Annotated in this window: 16 protein-coding genes; 11 read left to right on the top strand and 5 right to left on the bottom strand. The window is 66.7% G+C overall.

The window, feature by feature from the left end; genetic code table 11:
- Positions 1-117: 117 nt before the first annotated feature.
- Positions 118-1,293, bottom strand: a complete 1,176-nt coding sequence (locus PA01_06560; GenBank protein KON81311.1) for an SRPBCC family protein — start codon at positions 1,291-1,293, stop codon at positions 118-120.
- Positions 1,294-1,693: 400 nt separating this feature from the next.
- Between PA01_06560 and PA01_06555 the strand changes: the two genes are divergently transcribed.
- The 4 genes from PA01_06555 (at position 1,694) to PA01_06540 (ending at position 5,069) form a co-directional block, all read left to right on the top strand.
- Positions 1,694-2,140, top strand: coding sequence for an SRPBCC family protein (locus tag PA01_06555; protein KON81310.1), 447 nt, complete (start codon positions 1,694-1,696; stop codon positions 2,138-2,140).
- 118 nt (positions 2,141-2,258) lie between these two features.
- Positions 2,259-3,293: an adenosylcobinamide-phosphate synthase CbiB gene (gene cbiB, locus PA01_06550; GenBank protein ID KON82353.2), complete on the top strand. Its 1,035-nt coding sequence runs from the start codon at positions 2,259-2,261 to the stop codon at positions 3,291-3,293.
- Entirely contained in the window at positions 3,286-4,314 is a 1,029-nt protein-coding gene (cobD, locus tag PA01_06545) for a threonine-phosphate decarboxylase CobD (protein KON81309.1), read from the top strand. The genes cbiB and cobD overlap by 8 nt, the downstream gene beginning before the upstream one ends.
- A gap of 419 nt (positions 4,315-4,733) precedes the next feature.
- Positions 4,734-5,069, top strand: coding sequence for a four-helix bundle copper-binding protein (locus tag PA01_06540; protein ID KON81308.1), 336 nt, complete (start codon positions 4,734-4,736; stop codon positions 5,067-5,069).
- Between the two features lie 140 nt (positions 5,070-5,209).
- On the opposite strand, the gene PA01_06535 is transcribed toward PA01_06540, so the two are convergent.
- The gene (locus PA01_06535) at positions 5,210-5,704 is read right to left on the bottom strand and encodes a hypothetical protein (GenBank protein ID KON81307.1); all 495 of its coding nucleotides are present in this window, start codon (positions 5,702-5,704) and stop codon (positions 5,210-5,212) included.
- Between the two features lie 286 nt (positions 5,705-5,990).
- On the bottom strand, positions 5,991-6,371 hold the full coding sequence (locus PA01_06530) for a hypothetical protein (protein KON81306.1): 381 nt from the start codon (positions 6,369-6,371) through the stop codon (positions 5,991-5,993).
- 296 nt (positions 6,372-6,667) lie between these two features.
- On the opposite strand from PA01_06530, the gene PA01_06525 reads away from it, so the two are divergent.
- Positions 6,668-7,747: an ABC transporter ATP-binding protein gene (locus PA01_06525; protein KON81305.1), complete on the top strand. Its 1,080-nt coding sequence runs from the start codon at positions 6,668-6,670 to the stop codon at positions 7,745-7,747.
- Positions 7,748-7,948: 201 nt separating this feature from the next.
- Here the strand turns inward: PA01_06525 and bfr are convergent, their stop codons facing one another.
- A complete protein-coding gene (gene bfr / locus PA01_06520; protein ID KON81304.1) occupies positions 7,949-8,416 on the bottom strand; it encodes a bacterioferritin in 468 nt (155 codons plus the stop codon).
- Between the two features lie 182 nt (positions 8,417-8,598).
- On the bottom strand, positions 8,599-9,780 hold the full coding sequence (locus tag PA01_06515; GenBank protein KON81303.1) for an SAM-dependent methyltransferase: 1,182 nt from the start codon (positions 9,778-9,780) through the stop codon (positions 8,599-8,601).
- A 324-nt stretch (positions 9,781-10,104) separates the two neighbouring features.
- Here PA01_06515 and PA01_06510 point away from each other — a divergent pair, with 324 nt between their 5' ends.
- From PA01_06510 to PA01_06485, 6 genes are all read left to right on the top strand, one after another.
- Entirely contained in the window at positions 10,105-12,708 is a 2,604-nt protein-coding gene (locus PA01_06510; protein KON81302.1) for a molybdopterin-dependent oxidoreductase, read from the top strand.
- Positions 12,708-13,322 carry a 4Fe-4S dicluster domain-containing protein gene (locus tag PA01_06505; protein ID KON81301.1) on the top strand — a complete coding sequence of 205 codons (615 nt, stop codon included), beginning with the start codon at positions 12,708-12,710 and terminating at the stop codon, positions 13,320-13,322. The genes PA01_06510 and PA01_06505 overlap by 1 nt, the downstream gene beginning before the upstream one ends.
- 26 nt (positions 13,323-13,348) lie before the next feature.
- On the top strand, positions 13,349-14,251 hold the full coding sequence (locus PA01_06500; GenBank protein ID KON81300.1) for a dimethyl sulfoxide reductase anchor subunit: 903 nt from the start codon (positions 13,349-13,351) through the stop codon (positions 14,249-14,251).
- Between the two features lie 77 nt (positions 14,252-14,328).
- Positions 14,329-15,117, top strand: a complete 789-nt coding sequence (locus PA01_06495) for a cyclase family protein (protein ID KON81299.1) — start codon at positions 14,329-14,331, stop codon at positions 15,115-15,117.
- Positions 15,118-15,371: 254 nt separating this feature from the next.
- A complete protein-coding gene (locus PA01_06490; protein KON81298.1) occupies positions 15,372-16,382 on the top strand; it encodes an AraC family transcriptional regulator in 1,011 nt (336 codons plus the stop codon).
- A 114-nt stretch (positions 16,383-16,496) separates the two neighbouring features.
- Entirely contained in the window at positions 16,497-16,742 is a 246-nt protein-coding gene (locus PA01_06485; protein KON81297.1) for a hypothetical protein, read from the top strand.
- Positions 16,743-16,798 lie beyond the last annotated feature (56 nt).

Raw genomic sequence — 16,798 nt, 5'->3', positions numbered from 1 at the left:
CGGTTCTATTTGATTACCGCCTTAATAGTTTCGCCAGTCCTGTGCAGAACGGCCGCCCGGAGGCGGCCGTTGTTTTTGTGCGGCCGAAAGTCGGTAGCGACCCGCTCGGGATTGCGCTCAGTGGAACCGCGGCGTGTTTTCGGCTGCGCGCCCCGCGGCCGAGTCGCGTGCGGCGACACCGGTTTCGAGGAACGACTTCACGCGCATCAGGTCCTCGTCCATCTCGGTCTTCGCATCGCGCCCGAGCAGCCGCGCTGCCGCATGGCCGATCGCCCCCGCAGCGGGCGCGTAGTCCATCGACACGCGCAGCCGCGTGCCTTCGCCGGCGGGCTCGAAGTCGACATGCCCTTCGCTTTCGACCGGTGCGCCCTGGACCGTATGCCACGCGAGACGCCGGTTCAGTTCACGCTCGGTGATCCGGGCGTCCCATTCGACCGGGCCGAACGGGCCGGCGACTTTCCAGTGCCAGCAGTCTTCGCCGGTCGGCCGCACTTCCTCGACGTTGCGCATGAACTGCGGGAAATTCTCCTGGTGCTGCCAGAAGTCGAAGACCCGTTCGGGCGGGGCGGCGATGAACATTTCCTTGTCGATGTGGACGCTGCGCGGGCCGGCCCTGCCGGCGACTTCGCCGAGCTTGCGGTTTGCCACCGCGCGCGTGACGAGCGCACCGCCGAGCAGCGCCTGCACCATGCCGAACGGACGGCTGCGCGACAGCCCGGCCAGCGCGAGCGCGCCGCCGGTAATCCCCGCGAGCAGCCGGATCGAAGGCGGCCAGGTTTCGGCCATTCCCGCGCCGCGGCGCCCTTCGTGCGCCAGCGCCCCTTGCAGCGCGGAAACGTTCCCCGGCTGCTCGTGCACCTGCAACTGGTCTTCGATGCCGGTGACGCCGGACACCGACCACACTGCGCTCATCAGCCGGTTCACTTCGCTCGCGAGCACCGGGCCGGACAGCACGACCGTGCCGTCGTCGCGCGCCTGTACCCTGAGCGCATGTGAATTGCGCACGACCCTGCCGATGCGTGCCCGCACGCGTTCCTCGACCTGATGCGCCGTCATCGGCTGCCTCCGTCCGGCACTCGGGCGCAGCCGGGCCGCGACGCCGTAGCTGCGGTTGACCGCGTCGCGGTACGCGGTGTCGGCGAAGTGGGTCAACCGGTTGCGTGTGCTCGCGAACTGGTCGACGACCAGCGCACGCCGGCGCCTGCCGACATCGGGATCGAACAGATACATCGCCAGCATCCCGAGGCTGAAACCGCGGATGGCCGACGTCACGCGACTCGCATGGTTTCTCATTCCAGTCCTCCTTGCCGGCCGCTGCAACAACAGGAACAACGACTCCGGCTTCGTCAAGTTGGCACCATCGACACCGTCGCCAGCGATGACGGCAACAGCGTCGGCCTCGCCCGCCGGCCGTCAAGGGGCCGGTGCGGGTTCACGAACGAGCGGAGGCAAGAAACGTTCCCCACGGGGAGTCCTGGAGCGGAGGCAAGAAACGTTCCCCACGGGGAGTCCTGGAGCGGATGCTGGGAAGCGGTGTGGCGGTGCAACGCGCCTTCAAGTACAAGCTGCACGCGGAGGAGGAGCTGTTCGAGAAGGCGTATAGCTACATCCGCCAGTATTATTAAGCTGCCGCGACCAAGTATGAGAAGAGGCGGCAACGGCCCCGAATCCAACCCCGATGAAAGGAGAGATCATGCCTACCGGTACTGTCCGCCTGCACCGCGTGCTGCGCGCAAACCCCGAGAAGATCTACCGGGCCTTCCTCGATGCGGAAGCGCTCGCCCAATGGCTGCCGCCGAACGGCTTCACCTGCAAGGTCGACCACCTGGATGCCAGGGTTGGCGGCACGTTCAGGATGGCGTTCAGGAATTTCGGCACGGGTAACAGTCAGTCCTTCGGCGGCAGCTATCTGGAACTCGTTCCGAACGAGCGCATCCGCCACACCGACAGGTTCGACGACCCGAACCTGCGCGGCGAAATGGTGATGACGCTCACGTTGCGCGCGGTGGCCTGCGGGACGGAGGTGGAGATCGTGCAGGAAGGCATTCCGGAGGCGATTCCGCCGGAGTTTTGCTATCTCGGGTGGCAGGAGTCCCTCGAGCATCTGGCGCGGCTCGTCGAGCCGGAAATTCCGGGTTGAAGCCGCGGCTCGGACTTTTCCCCGGCGTACGAGCCGACCGCAATGGCCGAGCGGCTCGGCCTGCCCCTGAACAATTTCGAAGAGCCGCTGGCCGAGCCGGCTGCCGTGAGCTGAACCCATGACGTCAGTAATCTCCACACCCGGGATCGTCCATCTGCTCGGCACCGGGCCCGGTAATGCCGAATTCCTGACGGCCGCGGTCGAACTGTTGCAGCTGCTGCAGCTGCCGCTTTGCGCGCTCGTCGCCGTCGGGCTCGATCGTGTGTTCGGCGAACCGCGTCGCTTTCATCCGCTGGTCGGTTTCGGCCGGCTGGCGCAACGCATCGAAACGGCGCTGCGCCGCTTTCCGAGCCGGCCCACCCGGCAAAAAAAAGCCGGCATCGCCGCGTGGGCGCTCGCCGTCCTGCCTTTCGCCGGCGTCGCGCTGGGGCTGCGCAGTATCGCGCCGGCCTGGCTCGCGGTGGCGCTCGATGTCGTCCTGCTGTACTTCGCGCTTGGCGCGCAGAGCCTGCGCGAACACGTCGTGCCGATCGCCGACGCGCTCGACGCCGGCGACCTGCCCGCCGCCCGCGAAGCGGTTGGCCGCATCGTCTCGCGCGACACCACGGCGCTCGACGAGCCGGCAGTGGCGCGCGCCGCCGTCGAATCGACGCTGGAAAACGGCAGCGACGCGGTGTTCGGCGCGCTGTTCTGGTTCGCGTTGCTCGGCGGCCCGGGCGCCTTGCTCTTCCGCCTCGCCAATACGCTCGACGCGATGTGGGGCTACCGCAACGAACGCTACCTTCACTTCGGGTGGGCGGCGGCGCGTGTCGACGATCTGCTCGGTTACTTGCCGGCCCGCTTTTGCGCGCTCACGTACGCGGCGCTCGGCCGCGGGGGGCGGGCGCTGGCGTGCTGGCGCGCGCAGGCGCCGCTATGGGACAGCCCGAACGCCGGCCCGGTGATGGCCGCGGGCGCCGGCAGCCTCGGAGTGAGGCTGGGTGGCCCAGCGGTGTATCACGGGCAGCGCGAGGCCCGCCCGACGCTGGGCGCCGGCGCGGCGCCGACGGCAGCCGACATCCGCCGCGCGCTCGCGCTGGTTCGGCGCGGCATCGCCCTGTGGCTGCTCGCCGGTTTCCTGCTGGCGCTGGTCCGGGGAGCGCTCAATGCTTGAACACGGGGGACGGCGTCGCGCTGCGGCCAGGCGTTATGCAATCCCGGAAGCCGACTGGCTGGACCTGTCGACCGGCATCAGTCCGCACGGTTATCCGGTGCCGGCGATCGCGGCCGAAGACTGGCTGCGTCTGCCCGAAGACGACGACGGCCTGCTCGACGCCGCAGCGGCGTACTACGGCACTGCGCGGCTGGTGGCGCTGGCCGGCTCGCAGCCGGCGATCCAGGGCCTGCCTTTCGTGCTGCCGCGCGGTCGCGTCGGCGTGCTCGCGCCGACCTACGCCGAACATCCGCATCACTGGCAGCGCGCCGGCCATGCAGTGACCCGCTTTGCGGCCGCGGCGCTGCCCGCGGTCGCGGACGCGCTCGATACGCTCGTGATTTGCCAGCCGAACAATCCCGATGCCGGCTGTATCGCGCCGGCGGTCCTGATCGACATCGCCGAACGCCTGCAGGCGCGTGGTGGCCATCTGGTCGTCGATGAAGCTTTCATCGACGCGACGCCCGAAGCTTCAGTGATCACGCTGGCCGGCGCTCGCCTGCCGAACCTGATCGTCCTCCGCTCGCTCGGCAAGTTCTTCGGCCTCGCCGGCGCGCGCGTCGGCTTCGTCGCCGCCCGGCCGGACCTGCTTGCCGCGCTGCGCGAAGCGGCCGGCCCGTGGCCGCTGTGCGGCCCGGCCCGCACGGTGGCGCGCCGCGCGCTCGCCGATACCGCCTGGCAGGACGCCATGCGGCGCACGCTTGCCGAAGCCAGCGCACGGCTCGCCGGGCTGCTCGCACCGCTCGACCCGCAGGGCAAGCGGCGCGTGCATCCACTGTTCGTCTGGCTGCCCACTGCGGCCGCCGAATCGATTGCCGCTGCGCTGGCACGCCAGGGCATCCTGGTTCGCCATTTCGCCGCTGCCGACTGCCAAGGGTTGCGCTTCGGCCTGCCCGGAGCGGAAAACGACTGGCAACGCCTTGAAGCGGCAATTCGTGCGCTGACGGGCGCGGCGGCGCGCAACGATTCGGGGATGGCATGACGTGCGCACGCTGCCGCGCTGCGTGCTCCGCTGGACAACTGCCCTTCCGTAATCCCGCACCCCTGATCCCGCTGGTCGAGCGGTCCCCGCTCCCGCAGACCGACCCCGACGCCCCGCTAGTCCGCTGACCAGCCGGAAAACTGCGGTGCAGCAGCGGCCTGCCGGCGAGTTGGGCGGGTGCAGAATTTTCCGGCCGATGCAAGACCTGCCGGCCGCAGCGCGCCAAATCTGCTGCGCGGCCCCGGACGCGACGTCGGTGCTCGCCGTGGATCACGCCGACTGTCGCGCGACCCTTGCTGCGTGTCCTGCCGCGGACCCGTTCTTGCTCGCGCAGCCGCACCGGCAAATGCGTTTCGCGCGGGCGGTTTTCGAGCCGGATCCCGCGCAGCCGGCGTTTCCACTCACTGAAGAGGTGTCCCATGGCTCATCAGAAATACGCATCGTGCGTCGAAGCCTGCAACGCCTGCGCCGACGCTTGCGACCACTGTTCGACGGCCTGCCTGCAGGAGCCCGACGTCAAGATGATGGCGCGCTGCATCGCGCTCGACATGGACTGCGCCGCGGTCTGTCGCCTCGCAGCGGGCTCGATGGCGCGCGACAGCGAGTTTGCGAAGCAGGTCTGCCAGTTGTGCGCGACTGTCTGCGAAGCCTGCGGCGACGAGTGCGCGAAGCACCAGAATGCCCACTGCCAGGAGTGCGCTCAGGCCTGTCGCCGCTGCGCCGAGGAGTGCCGCCGCATGAGCGCCGGCGGCTGACCGGCACTGGGAACCGCCGTCACCGCGTCCCTGCGCCTGGCGGTGTCGTCACCGCGCCGATTTCCCGCAATCGCAATAGTGGCCAGTGCTGCGAGCTGGCCGCAGCCGACGTGAAGGGCGCGGTGCCGATTCCGTCGTGACTATCGCCGCCCTTGCTCGCGGCGCTCCTGCGGGGTCAACGCTTTCTTGAACACGATGTCATCGGCGAGGATGTGGTTCTGGCCGCGCGTCGAGACCACGCCTTTCACGATCACCGCGCAAGAACGGTTGCAGGCTTCGAGGATCCGCAGGCGTAGCGCCCGGTCGAGCTGGTCGGTTTTGACCTGAATCGTGTTCGCGCTCGGCAAGCGTTTCCCCAAGGACACGAGGCCGGGCTCGGCCAACGTGGAAATCTCGCCTTCGACTTCGACTTTTTTCCCTCTGTGGCCACTGAGGTTGACCCACAGCTCGCGAAAGTCGACCGCGGTGTATTGCTCGGCGCCGACTTCCGTCGGCGCGCTTCGGAACGCCTCGTCGTAGCAGGCCAGCCGTGCGGCGTCTTCGTCGATGTGCCGACACTCGGCAGGGTCGGCCGCCCCTGCCGCTTGTGCCACGCAGGCGAGCGCGGCACCGAGCGCCCCTCGAAGACTGTTCATTCCTTTTCCTCGAAATAACCTTCCAGTATCCGGGCATCGTCAAACGCGTCAGGGAGCGGTCTGCCTGAACTGACCAGTCAATCGATACGGATACGTCGCGTTCAGGCGGGAGGTGCGGCGCCTGGCGCGTCACACGGATTGTCGACGGGGAAAAGTTCCGACCAGCTTCGTGGGGGCTGCACGCGGCATCGCGAACAGCCTTCAGTTCCGTTGCTGAACGGGGCATGCACGGCGCCTTCGCGATGACGGGCCGGCTCGCCGCAGCCGGCGAGAGTCGCGCACTCCTCTACTTCACGACCTGCCGGGAAACGGAAAGGTATTCGTCGCCGTGCTGGATGACGGCTTCGCGATCCAGCTTCTCGGACGCCTGATGCAGCTTCTCCAGCGTCTCGGCGAGCTTCGTCAATTCCTCGTTCATTTTCCCCAGTGCGTTTTCGAGCGTGTACGTCAACTCATGCACGTCGGCGATCGCGGCATCGCTGACATCGCCCTTGAGAATGGCTTCGAGCTTGGCGTTGTATTCGGAAAAGGTCTTTACGGCTTCAGGAAGCGTCTTTGCCGGTTCGCCTTTGTAATGCCTGATCGGTTCGGCTGCTCCGGAGGCGAAGGCGGGCGGAACGAACGCGATCGCGGCGAGGATCGCTGTGATGACGACAGGTTTTTTCATTCTTTGCTCCGGGTTTTTGTGCATATGATAACAAGTCGCATTCATCTTGACAGGTGGGTCAGCTGTCCCGGCAGGGGCGGCTGACGCACTGCAACGCAGCGGTACCGGCGTCCTGGCTGCGTTGCCGTCACCGGCGGCGCCACGGCAAAGCACTCCGGCTCATCTCGTGATCCGACCATCCGGTCTGCGCTCCAGCGAATGGTGGACGGAATCATCGCCTTTTTGAGAATGAGAATTATAATTAATTTCATTTGTGCAAACCCGCCACCTGCTCTTGGTAGGAGACGCCTGCTCCCATGCCATTGCTGGATCTGAGAAACGTCTCGTACGCTTACGGCGATCGGCCGGTCGTCAGATCGCTATCGTTCTCGTTGGATCAAGGAAGCATCGCGTGCCTGCTGGGCCCTTCCGGCTGCGGCAAGACCACGGTGTTGCGCTGCATTGCGGGGTTCGAACGGATCGCTGCAGGCGAAATCGTCCTGAGCGGCGTGGTAGTCAGCAGTCCTGGCCACCACATACCCCCGGAACGGCGCGGCGTCGGCATGGTGTTCCAGGATTATGCCCTTTTCCCGCATCTCTCGGTCGCCGACAACGTCGGATTCGGACTGCATCGGCAGTCCGCTGAAGCTCGATCGGCGCGCGTCTCGGAGGTCCTCGCGACGGTCGGCCTCGGCGCGCTGGCGCGTGCGTTCCCGCATGAGCTTTCGGGCGGTCAGCAGCAGCGCGTCGCGTTGGCGCGGGCCCTTGCGCCGAAGCCGCAGATTCTGCTGCTCGATGAACCGTTCTCGAATCTGGACGTGCATCTGCGCGAGCGACTGTCGCGCGAGGTGCGCGAAATCCTCAGGGTGACCGGCACGACGGCGATTCTCGTCACGCACGATCAGAACGAGGCTTTCGCCGTCGCAGACGAAATCGGAGTCATGCACGAAGGCCGTATTCAGCAATGGGACTCGCCGTATCACCTTTACCATCGCCCGGCGAACCGTTTCGTCGCCGATTTCATCGGTGAAGGCGTATTCCTGCCGGGCGCGGTGCGCGGCCCACGTCAGGTGGAAATCGAGCTCGGGGTCCTGGACGGTTCCGTCCCCGAAGAATGCATCGCCGGTTGTCCCTGCGGCTGCCCGGTACATGTCCTGCTACGCCCGGACGACGTCGTGCTCGACGACGTGAGCGACTTGAAAGCGCAGGTCGTGGGCAAGGCTTTCCGTGGTGCGGAGTTTCTCTACACCTTGAAACTGAAGAGCGGGGCCCGGGTGCTTTCCCTCGTTGCGAGCCACCACGACCACCCCGTCGGCGAGACCATCGGAATCCGCCTCGATGCCGACCACGTGGTCGCTTTCCATGGCGAAACGGCCGCGGGGGCGCAGACGTCCTGAGATTCCGAAGTTCGTCGGGGACTCCGGGGGCTGCGAGCTCACTCTGCCGGCGACTTCCCGAGCGTGCGATCGACGATCACGCGCTCGGGGCTATCGAGGAAGACAGCGCGAGGAAACCAGCGCTAAATGGCGGTCGCCCGGCAGAGCGGGTTCGGTGCACGCGCGCCTGGCTTAACACCGGCCCCTCGCCGCCCGCCGGGATCACATTTGCGACTGCAGGTAATTCTGCAACCCTACTTTGTCGATCAGACCGAGCTGTTTTTCCAGCCAGTAGGCGTGATCCTCTTCGGTGTCCGCCAGCATGCCTTCGAGGATCTCGCGCGTCTGGTAGTCCTTGACGGTTTCGCAGTAGGCGATCACCTCCTTCAGGTGGCCGACGACTTTCAATTCCAGAGCGAGGTCGTTCTTCAGCATGTCGGGGACCGTCTGACCGATCTGCAGCGGGTCGCGCTTGGATAGATCCGGCGTGCCTTCGAGGAAAAGAATGCGCGCGATGAGCCCGGAGGCGTGTTCGAGTTCCTCCGACATCTCGTGGGCAATCCGTTCGTGCAGTTTCGGCAGTCCCCAGTTGTCGTACATCCTCGAATGGATGAAATACTGATCCACGGAGGTCATTTCGCCTGCCAGCAACGCGTTCAGATGATCGAGTACCTGGTTGTCGCCTTTCATTACGTCCTCCTTGGGGGGCAGGGCAGCAGCCGTTTGAAATCATCGTTCAACATAGCTCAAACCCGTTTTCATGTGGGTAATGAGACGCATTGTCGGTCGGCGGCCGATGCAGGGTCGACCACACCGGCTGCGAAATCGATGCCCGGCGAACGACGTCACGGCCCGCCGCGGCGACAGCGCCGCTAAATCTCCCGTCGCCGCGCCACCACCATCAGATTTCGCGGGGTCAGCGCGCGGGCGCAAAAGCTGCCGACTTCGACGTCGAACCCGGCCTCTTCGAACCCGAGCGCGAGATCCATGACGAGCCAGGTCTCGAGCGCGCGGCGGAACGCGTGACGCACGAGCTCCAAGCGCCGCACTTCGGCGCGGCGGCGCTCGCCGGTCGCGAGCCAGTGGGTCCAGTCGATCGCAGCGGGGAGCTGCACGCGCTCGCGCCGCGCCAGCGCTTCACAGAAACCGGCGAAATCGCCCGACAGCCACGGTGAGGGCACCGGGCGGAAAAGGCGGATCGCCTCACCTTCGAGCGCGTTGCGCAATGCGATGAAGCCGAGCTTCCACGCCTGGTCGCGCGCGAGACGTTGGCGCACGTGGCGCGGCGCGGTGACGGTTTCGGTCACCGCGAGGCGCAGCGCCGCGGCGTCGAGTGGCAGCGAAGCTTGCGAACTCAGCGCGCGGTAGCCGTCGTCGGCGCCGAGATGGTAGCAGCACGGCGCGATCCGGTAGCTGTGCGCGTGGTCGGCGGCTGCCGAGCGCGCCAGCGTGCGGTGCAGCTCGCCGCACGCGTGCAGCGCGACGACGGCGTGGTCGCGGACGTGTTCGCGCGAGCGCGCGGCGAGCGCGTCGGCGCACAGCACGGTCTGCTCGACGCCCGCGCGTTCGGCGAGGCGTTGCGCCGCTTCGCACAGCGCCGGGTCGAGCTCCAGCGAGCGGACCGGCACGTGGTCGGCGAGCGCGAGGCGTCTCCCGAGGTGCCCTTTGCCGGCACACCACTCCAGCAGCGGCGCATGCGCGGCGTGCCCGTGCGCGGCGAACGCTTCGATCTGCTCGCGCTTGCGTCCGGGAATCGACCAGTCGAAGCGGGTGCCGACGGGCGGCAGTACGCGCGGGACGAGCTGCGGCACGTCGCACAAGGGCTCGAGGCTGGCGGCTGCCGGCAGCCGGGGCGCGAGCCACATCTGGCACGCGGCGGGATCGGCGGTGAATCGCTCGAGCGTCGGTTCGTCGAGCCCGAGCACCGCATCGGCCAGCGCCGGCCATCGATCGCACCATGCGGGGCGCCGGACGTGAAACGGCTGCGGTCGCCATAGCGACTGGTGCTGCTGCAGCACCGATTGCAGATCGAGAAAGCGTTCGCGGTGGTTCATCGATCGGGGCAGCGGGTTGGAAGGCGCGATGCAGGGCGCGACAGGAACGTGGGCGGGAAGGTGCTGATGCCCGTCCGCATGCTGCCGGCGAGCGGACCTATTTGCAACTGCGGGCAACTGCCGGCAGCTGCGACAGTGGAAGCGCGCTCCCGATGCCCCGGAAACCCGCGGCCTGCGCCCGCAGTTTGTGCGCTGCGTTTTTCCCGGGCCTTCGAAAGACGGGCATTTCCGGGATAGGTGCCGCAATCACGGGATAGCTGCCCCGTGGCGACTCCCATAACTTCAACACGGTGAGCAGTCTTGAAATTCCAACGAGGAGCTGCAATGCAGAACCCGACGCAGCCTGTGCAGAATTCGATGAAGCCGGGGAAGTGGTTGAATTCCAGTTGCAAGATGTGCATCCACTCGTGCAATACCCGCATCCACATCACCGACGACGGCATCGTCAACAAAGTCGAAGGCAACCCGACCAGCCCGAGCAACAACGGCCGCCTGTGCCCGAAAGGCAACGCGGCGATCCTGCGCCATTACGACCCGGCGCGCTTCAGGACGCCGATGCGCCGCACGAATCCGGACAAAGGGCCGGGCGTCGATCCGAAATGGGAAGCGATCGGCTGGGACGAGGCGCTCGACATCGTCGGGCGGGAGCTCAAGCGGACGATGGATGAGGACCGGCGCAAGCTGCTGCCGGCGATCAACAACTTCCAGAAGCTCTTCCTGTGGGCGTGGCCGGCGGCGTTCGGCAACGCGAACTACTTTTCGTCGGTCGGCAACTTCTGCGGCGGCGGCTATCACCCGATGAACGGCTTCGTCCATTCGGCATTCGCTGCCGCGAACGACGTCAATTACTGCAACTACTGGATCAACAACGGCGGTGGGGACGGCTTCTCGTCGCACCTGCACACTGCGGCGCAGGCGAACCACGTCGCGAAAGCGCGCGTCGAGCGCAACATGCGCGTCGTCGTCGTCGAGCCGCGCCTGTCGATCGGCGCGGCGAAAGCGAACGAGTGGGTGCCGATCCGCCCGGCGACCGACCGCCAGTTCGCGCTCGGCCTGTGTCATGTGCTCGTCAGCGAAAAACTCTACGACGCGAAGTTCCTGACGAAAGACACGAACGCGCCGTATCTTGTCGGCCCGGACGGCTATTTCGTCCGCAACGCCGACGGCAAGATCTACGTCTGGGATGCCGCCGACCACTGCGCGAAGCTGTGGGACGACCCGGACATCAAGGAGTTCGCGCTCGAAGGCCGCTTCGAGGTCGAAGGCAAGCCTTGCGAACCGGCGTTCCAGACGTTCAAGGACATCCTCGACGAATGCTCGCCGGAGCAGATGGAAGCGGTGACGACGGTGCCGGCCGCGACGACACGCCGCATCGCGCGCGAGTTCGCGAAAGCGGCGCAGATCGGCTCGTTCATCGAGATCGAAGGGCGCCTGCTGCCGCTGCGTCCGGCCGCATACAACTACTACCGCGGCGCGCAAGGGCACAAGTACAGCGCGATGGCGAACCAGGCGTTCAAGCTGGTGAATTTCCTCGTCGGCGCGATCGACGCGCCCGGCGGCCACGTCGGCGCGACGCTCGACGACCAGATGGAGGAGATCCGCGGCGGCGTCGGGCAGATCGTCGCGGGCGACAACGGCATGATGAAGACCGCGCCGCACCAGCTGCACCCGGAAGTGCCGTTCTCGTATCCGCCGAACGAGACGCACCTGATGGGCTATTTCCCGATCGGCGTCGATCCCGGGCATCTCACGCAACACACGCTCGCGAACGCCGAGAAGTTCGGCCTCGACTACACGCCGGACACGATGCTGCTGTGCCATTCGAACCCGCTGTGGAACATCTCCGGCAGCCGCGAGAAATGGTACGAGATGATGCGCGCGATGCGCTTCATCGTCGCGATCGACATCCTGCCGAACGAGTCGAACGAATGGGCGGACATCATCCTGCCGGCGCACGACCTGATGGAGTCGTGGAACATGACGATGATCGAGCCGCCGCACCACGAAGGGATGTGCCTGCGCCAGCCGGCGACGCCGCCGCTGTACGACACGAAGAGCGAGGAGGAGATCTTCTACGAAATCTCCGAGCGCCTCGGCATCCTCGAGACCTGGAACACGATCCTGAACTTCGTCAACGGCTTCCACCAGAAGCCGGAGCTGCTGCTCGAACCGAACCGCAAATACACCGACCGCGACATCGCCGAGCGCAAAGGCCTCCTGTGGAACGGCAAAGGGCTCGACTGGTACGTCGAGCACGGTCACGCGGTGACGCCGCGCCGGCCCGAGAAGTGGTACCGGCCGTGGGACGGCATGCGGCTGCACTTCTACATCGAGGACATCGTCCGCGCGCGTGACGAGCTGCGCGCGAAAATGGAAGCGGCCGACGTGTCGATCCGCGACGAATGGGAATGGGGCGACTACCAGCCGCTGCCGACCGCGGTGCTCGACCCGGTGCATCTCGAGCCGGCCGGCTTCGACCTGTACGCGATCACGTTCAAGGACATCCAGATCAACTTCGGCGAGAGCATCGGCAACCCGTGGATCAACGACATCGTGTTCAAGGACCCGGTGCACACCGCGGTGCTGCTGAACGCGGCGACGGCGAAAGGCAAAGGCCTCGGCGACGGCGACATCGTGCGCATCGAGTCGCCGTACGGCAGCATCGTCGGCCGCGTCGCGCTGTCCGAAGGCGTGCATCCGGACGCGGTGTGCGTGTCGAACGCGCTGTCGAGGGTCGCGACGCAGAACACCGGCGTGCGTCACGGCGGCGGCAACTTCAACGAGCTGCTGCCGGCGAATCTGAAACACACTGACGCGTGCAGCGGGCAGCCGGAGACGGTCGCGAAAGTGAAGCTGACGAAGCTCGCCGCGATGCCGCCCGGGATCGCCGCGGGCAATTCGGTGTTCGGGCAGCGGAGGGCGCACTGATGGCGAAATGGGGCATGGTTTTCGACCTGCGGCGCTGCATCGGCTGTAACGCCTGTGCGGTCGCGTGCAAACAGGAGAACAGTCTGCCGAACGGCGTGTTCTTCACGAAGACGCTCAGTGAAGAGGTCGGCGAGTATCCGCACGCGACGCGGACCTACGTCCCGACGATCTGCAACCATTGCGAGGACGCGCCGTGCGAGCGCGTCTGCCCGACCGGCGCGACCTGGACCCGCGCCGACGGCATCGTCATGGTCGATCGCGACAAGTGCATCGGCTGCGGCTCGTGCATCGTCGCCTGTCCGTACGACCAGCGCACGCGCCTCGAGCCCGAGATGCTGCAGGAGGGGCTGTTCGGCAACGGGCGGCTTACGCCGTTCGAGGAGCAGGGCCTGTCGCGCTTCACCGTCGGCACGGTCGTCAAATGCACGTTCTGCCACGAGCGCGTCGATGCCGGCCAGGAGCCCGCGTGCGTCGCGACCTGTCCGACCGAAGCGCGCATCTTCGGCGATCTGGACGACGCGCAAAGCCGCGTGCGGCAGCTCATCCAGGAGCACCGGGCGCGTCAGCCGCTGGCCGACAAGAACACCAATCCGCGCGTTTTCTATATCGACTGATCCGCAGCGACAAAGGAGCAATTCCGATGATGGCGAGTAACGTGCGCGGCGCGAGCGACGATTTCCGCGTCGGTTTCCGCATGCAGAAGGCGTGGGGTGTGCATATGGCGACCGCGTTCTTCTTCGGCGAGGCCGGCGCAGGGCTGTATTTCGTGTCGCAGTTCTTCGATTTCGTCACCGGCATGACCGTCGGCCTGCTGATGGTGCTGTTCGGCAAGGCCGGCGGCCACCTGCTGCATCTGGGCCAGCCGCTGCGCGGCTGGCGCGCGCTGACGAAAGTGCGCAGCTCGTGGGTCAGCCGCGGGTTGCTCGCGATCGTCGTGTTCGCCGCTGCCGGCGCGCTGCACGTTCTCGACGTCAGGAGCCCGTTCCTGCCGGGCGCGGTGTCGGAACTGGTGAGCGCAGTGGCGTTGCTGGCGTGTTTCGTGATCATGGTGTACCAGGGTTTCGCGATGTCGCATTCGTCGGCGATCACGCTGTGGAACACCGGCCTGATGCCGATCGCGAGCCTCATCTACGCGCTGCTCAACGGCGTGCTGCTGACGCTGGTGCTCGGTTTCAACACGCCGTTCCTCGCCGCCGACGGCGAGGCGACGCGGCTGCTGCAGGCCGCGGCGATCGCGCTGATGCTCCTCGGCCTGGTCACGGTGCTGAGCATGCTGCACGGCGCGCGCTACGGCTCCGAAGCCGGCCGCGCCGCCGTCGGCCTGCTGCTGCGCGGCCGCTTCGCACGCTGGTTCATCCCGCTCGTCATCGGGCTCGGCTTCGTCGTGTCGGCGCTGATGATGGCGCTCGCGCCGCGCCAGTTCGCGTGGATGCTCGCGGTCTCGGGCGCGCAGCTGACCGGCTACTATGCATTTCGCGTGCTGATGTTCAAGGCCGGCGCGTACGACCCGGTAACGAGCTGCGCGCCGCGCTTCAGGCGCTGAGTTACAGGCTGAGTTACAGGCTCAACCACGGAAACGCCGGCTTCCGGCACCCCGACAATGAAACCGAGGAGAACAACATGTCAACGAATGAAAACGTCCTGACGCAGCTCGTCGACGCGCTCGCCGCGGGCAGCGTCCAGGTCGTCGACCTGACCCAGCCGCTCGGCCCGGACACGCCGGTGCTCGGCCTGCCGGAGCCGTTCTCGAATTCGCCGCCGGTGACTTTCGAGACGATCTCCCACTATGACGACAAGGGGCCGGCATGGTACTGGCGGACGATCCGCATGGGCGAGCACACCGGCACGCACTTCGACGCGCCGGTGCACTGGATCAGCGGCAAGGGTCGCAGCGAAGGAACGGTCGATACGATCCCGGCGCGCCGCCTCGTCGGCCCGGCCTGCGTCATCGACATCAGCCGCGAGGCCGCGGCGAACCCCGACCACCTGCTGACGCGCGACGCGCTGCTCGAATGGGAAAGCCGGCACGGGCGCATTCCGCCGAACGCGTGGGTGCTGCTCCGCAGCGACTGGTCGAAGCGCGTCGGCGCGGCCGAGTTCCTGAACTGCCGCGAAGACGGTCCGCATTCGCCCGGCTTCGACCGCGACGCGACCGAACTGCTCGCGCTCGAACGCGACGTGCTCGGCGTCGGCGTCGAGACCGTCGGCACCGACGCCGGCCAGGCCCACTCGTTCGATCCGCCGTTCTGGACGCACCACATCATGCAGGGCAACGGCAAGTTCGGCCTCGCGAGCCTGTGCAATCTCGACCAGCTCCCCGCCACCGGTGCGGTGCTCGTCGCGTCGCCGCTGAAGCTCGTCGACGGCTCGGGCAGCCCGCTCAGAGTGCTCGCGCTCGTCCCGGCCTGAGGGAGGCCGGCGGCGGCGGTCATCGCCCCTCCAGGCCGGACGGGCGAAACGCTTGCTCTCGATACCTGTGTACTGTATACAGGATCTGGCCGCCGCGATCGGCCGGATCCTGGACGCGTGGAATCGCCGGCAGGAACCGGGCGAGACGAGATCACGCGACGGCCAAGCCGCAAGCCCCAACTTGCGCAAGCTTGGAATTCCCATGCTTCGAAAAATAACGAGGCAGGGAATGCAGTCCGGAGGAGGAATGAAGGATGACCCACGCGCTCGTGAGGACGCTGGGGGGGCGCGATCCGCTTTCCCGCTACGCGTTGTTCCAGACCACGGATGCGGAAGAGGCGCGCGACCGCGTTGCCGACATATTCTGTCCGCATGAACTGAAAATCGCCGGACGCGGCGGCGCCGTCGACGCTTGTATGCAGCACGCGCGGATTCGCGGCGTGTCGCTGAACCGGCTGCGCTACGGCCCGACGGTGGAGATCGACGCCGGCTGCCTGAAGGACTTCGTGCTGGTGATGATGCCGATGGGCGGCAGCGCGGACATCCACTGCGGCAGCCAGCATATCCGCTCGACGCCCGAGCTCGCGTCGGTCGTGACCCCGACGCAGAACCTGTCGCAGACGGTGTATGGCGGCTGCGACCAGATCATGGTCAGGATCGACCGCGCATTGCTCGAGAGCGTCTGCGCGCAACTGCTCGGGCACGAGCTGTCCGAACCGGTCGAGTTCCGGCTCGGCATGGAAATGTCGAGTCAGGGCGGCGTGAGCTGGCAGGTGCTGGTGTCGCATCTCGCGTCGGAACTCGAACGCGAGGCGCCTATGTTCGGCTCGTCGCTGGCAATGGCGCAGATCGAACATCTGCTCGTGACGACGCTGCTGATGGTGCAGCCGAACAATTACCGCGACGCGCTGCTCGACCCGCCGCAGTCGATCGCGCCGCGCCACGTCCGGCGCGTCGAGGAGTTCATCGAAGCGCACGCGGACCAGGAGCTGACGATCGGCGATCTCGCGGCGCACGCGAAAGTCAGCACCAGCGCACTTTTCGCCGGCTTCCGCGAATTCCGCAACACCACGCCGATGGCCTACCTCAAGTCGGTGCGCATGGCGCGCGTGCACGAGGAACTGCGAAGCCCTTCGTCGGCCGACAAGACCGTGACGAACATCGCGATGCGCTGGGGCTTTCATCACCTCGGCCATTTCGCCACCGACTACCGCAACAAGTACGGCGAATGTCCTTCGCGCACGCGCGAAAGGGCGCGCGGCTGAGCATCGCGCAAACCCCTCCCGCATGGGGGGGGTGCCGCAAACAGCGCATGGCTATATTGAATCCATGTTCAGCCGCCTCGATGACGAGGCGGATTCCTGGAAGGAGGAAAGGCCATGACAGCACTGGGCAATGTGATGATGCTCATTCGCGAACTCGAGCAAGACGACGCGGCCACCGACGCGCCCGTGCCGCAGGCGCACCGCGGGATCGATTTCCCCGCCGCCTGTTCGTGCGTGTGCGCCTCGTCGCTGGGCGAAGTCGTCGCGCTCATCCACGAGATGCAGGGCGACAGCCTGAGGGCGTTCATGGATTCCCTTCCGCCGGTGAAAGGACGAAAGGCCGCGACCGTCGCTGCGTGACGGCGCGACGCAGGCAGCACCGAGCGGGGCACGTCGCGCAGTTTTCCCGCGCGCGC

It is taken from the genome of Azoarcus sp. PA01 (genome assembly GCA_001274695.2).
In the GTDB taxonomy this organism is placed as follows: Bacteria; Pseudomonadota; Gammaproteobacteria; order Burkholderiales; family Rhodocyclaceae; genus Aromatoleum.
This window is presented reverse-complemented; position numbering and strand designations above follow the sequence as displayed.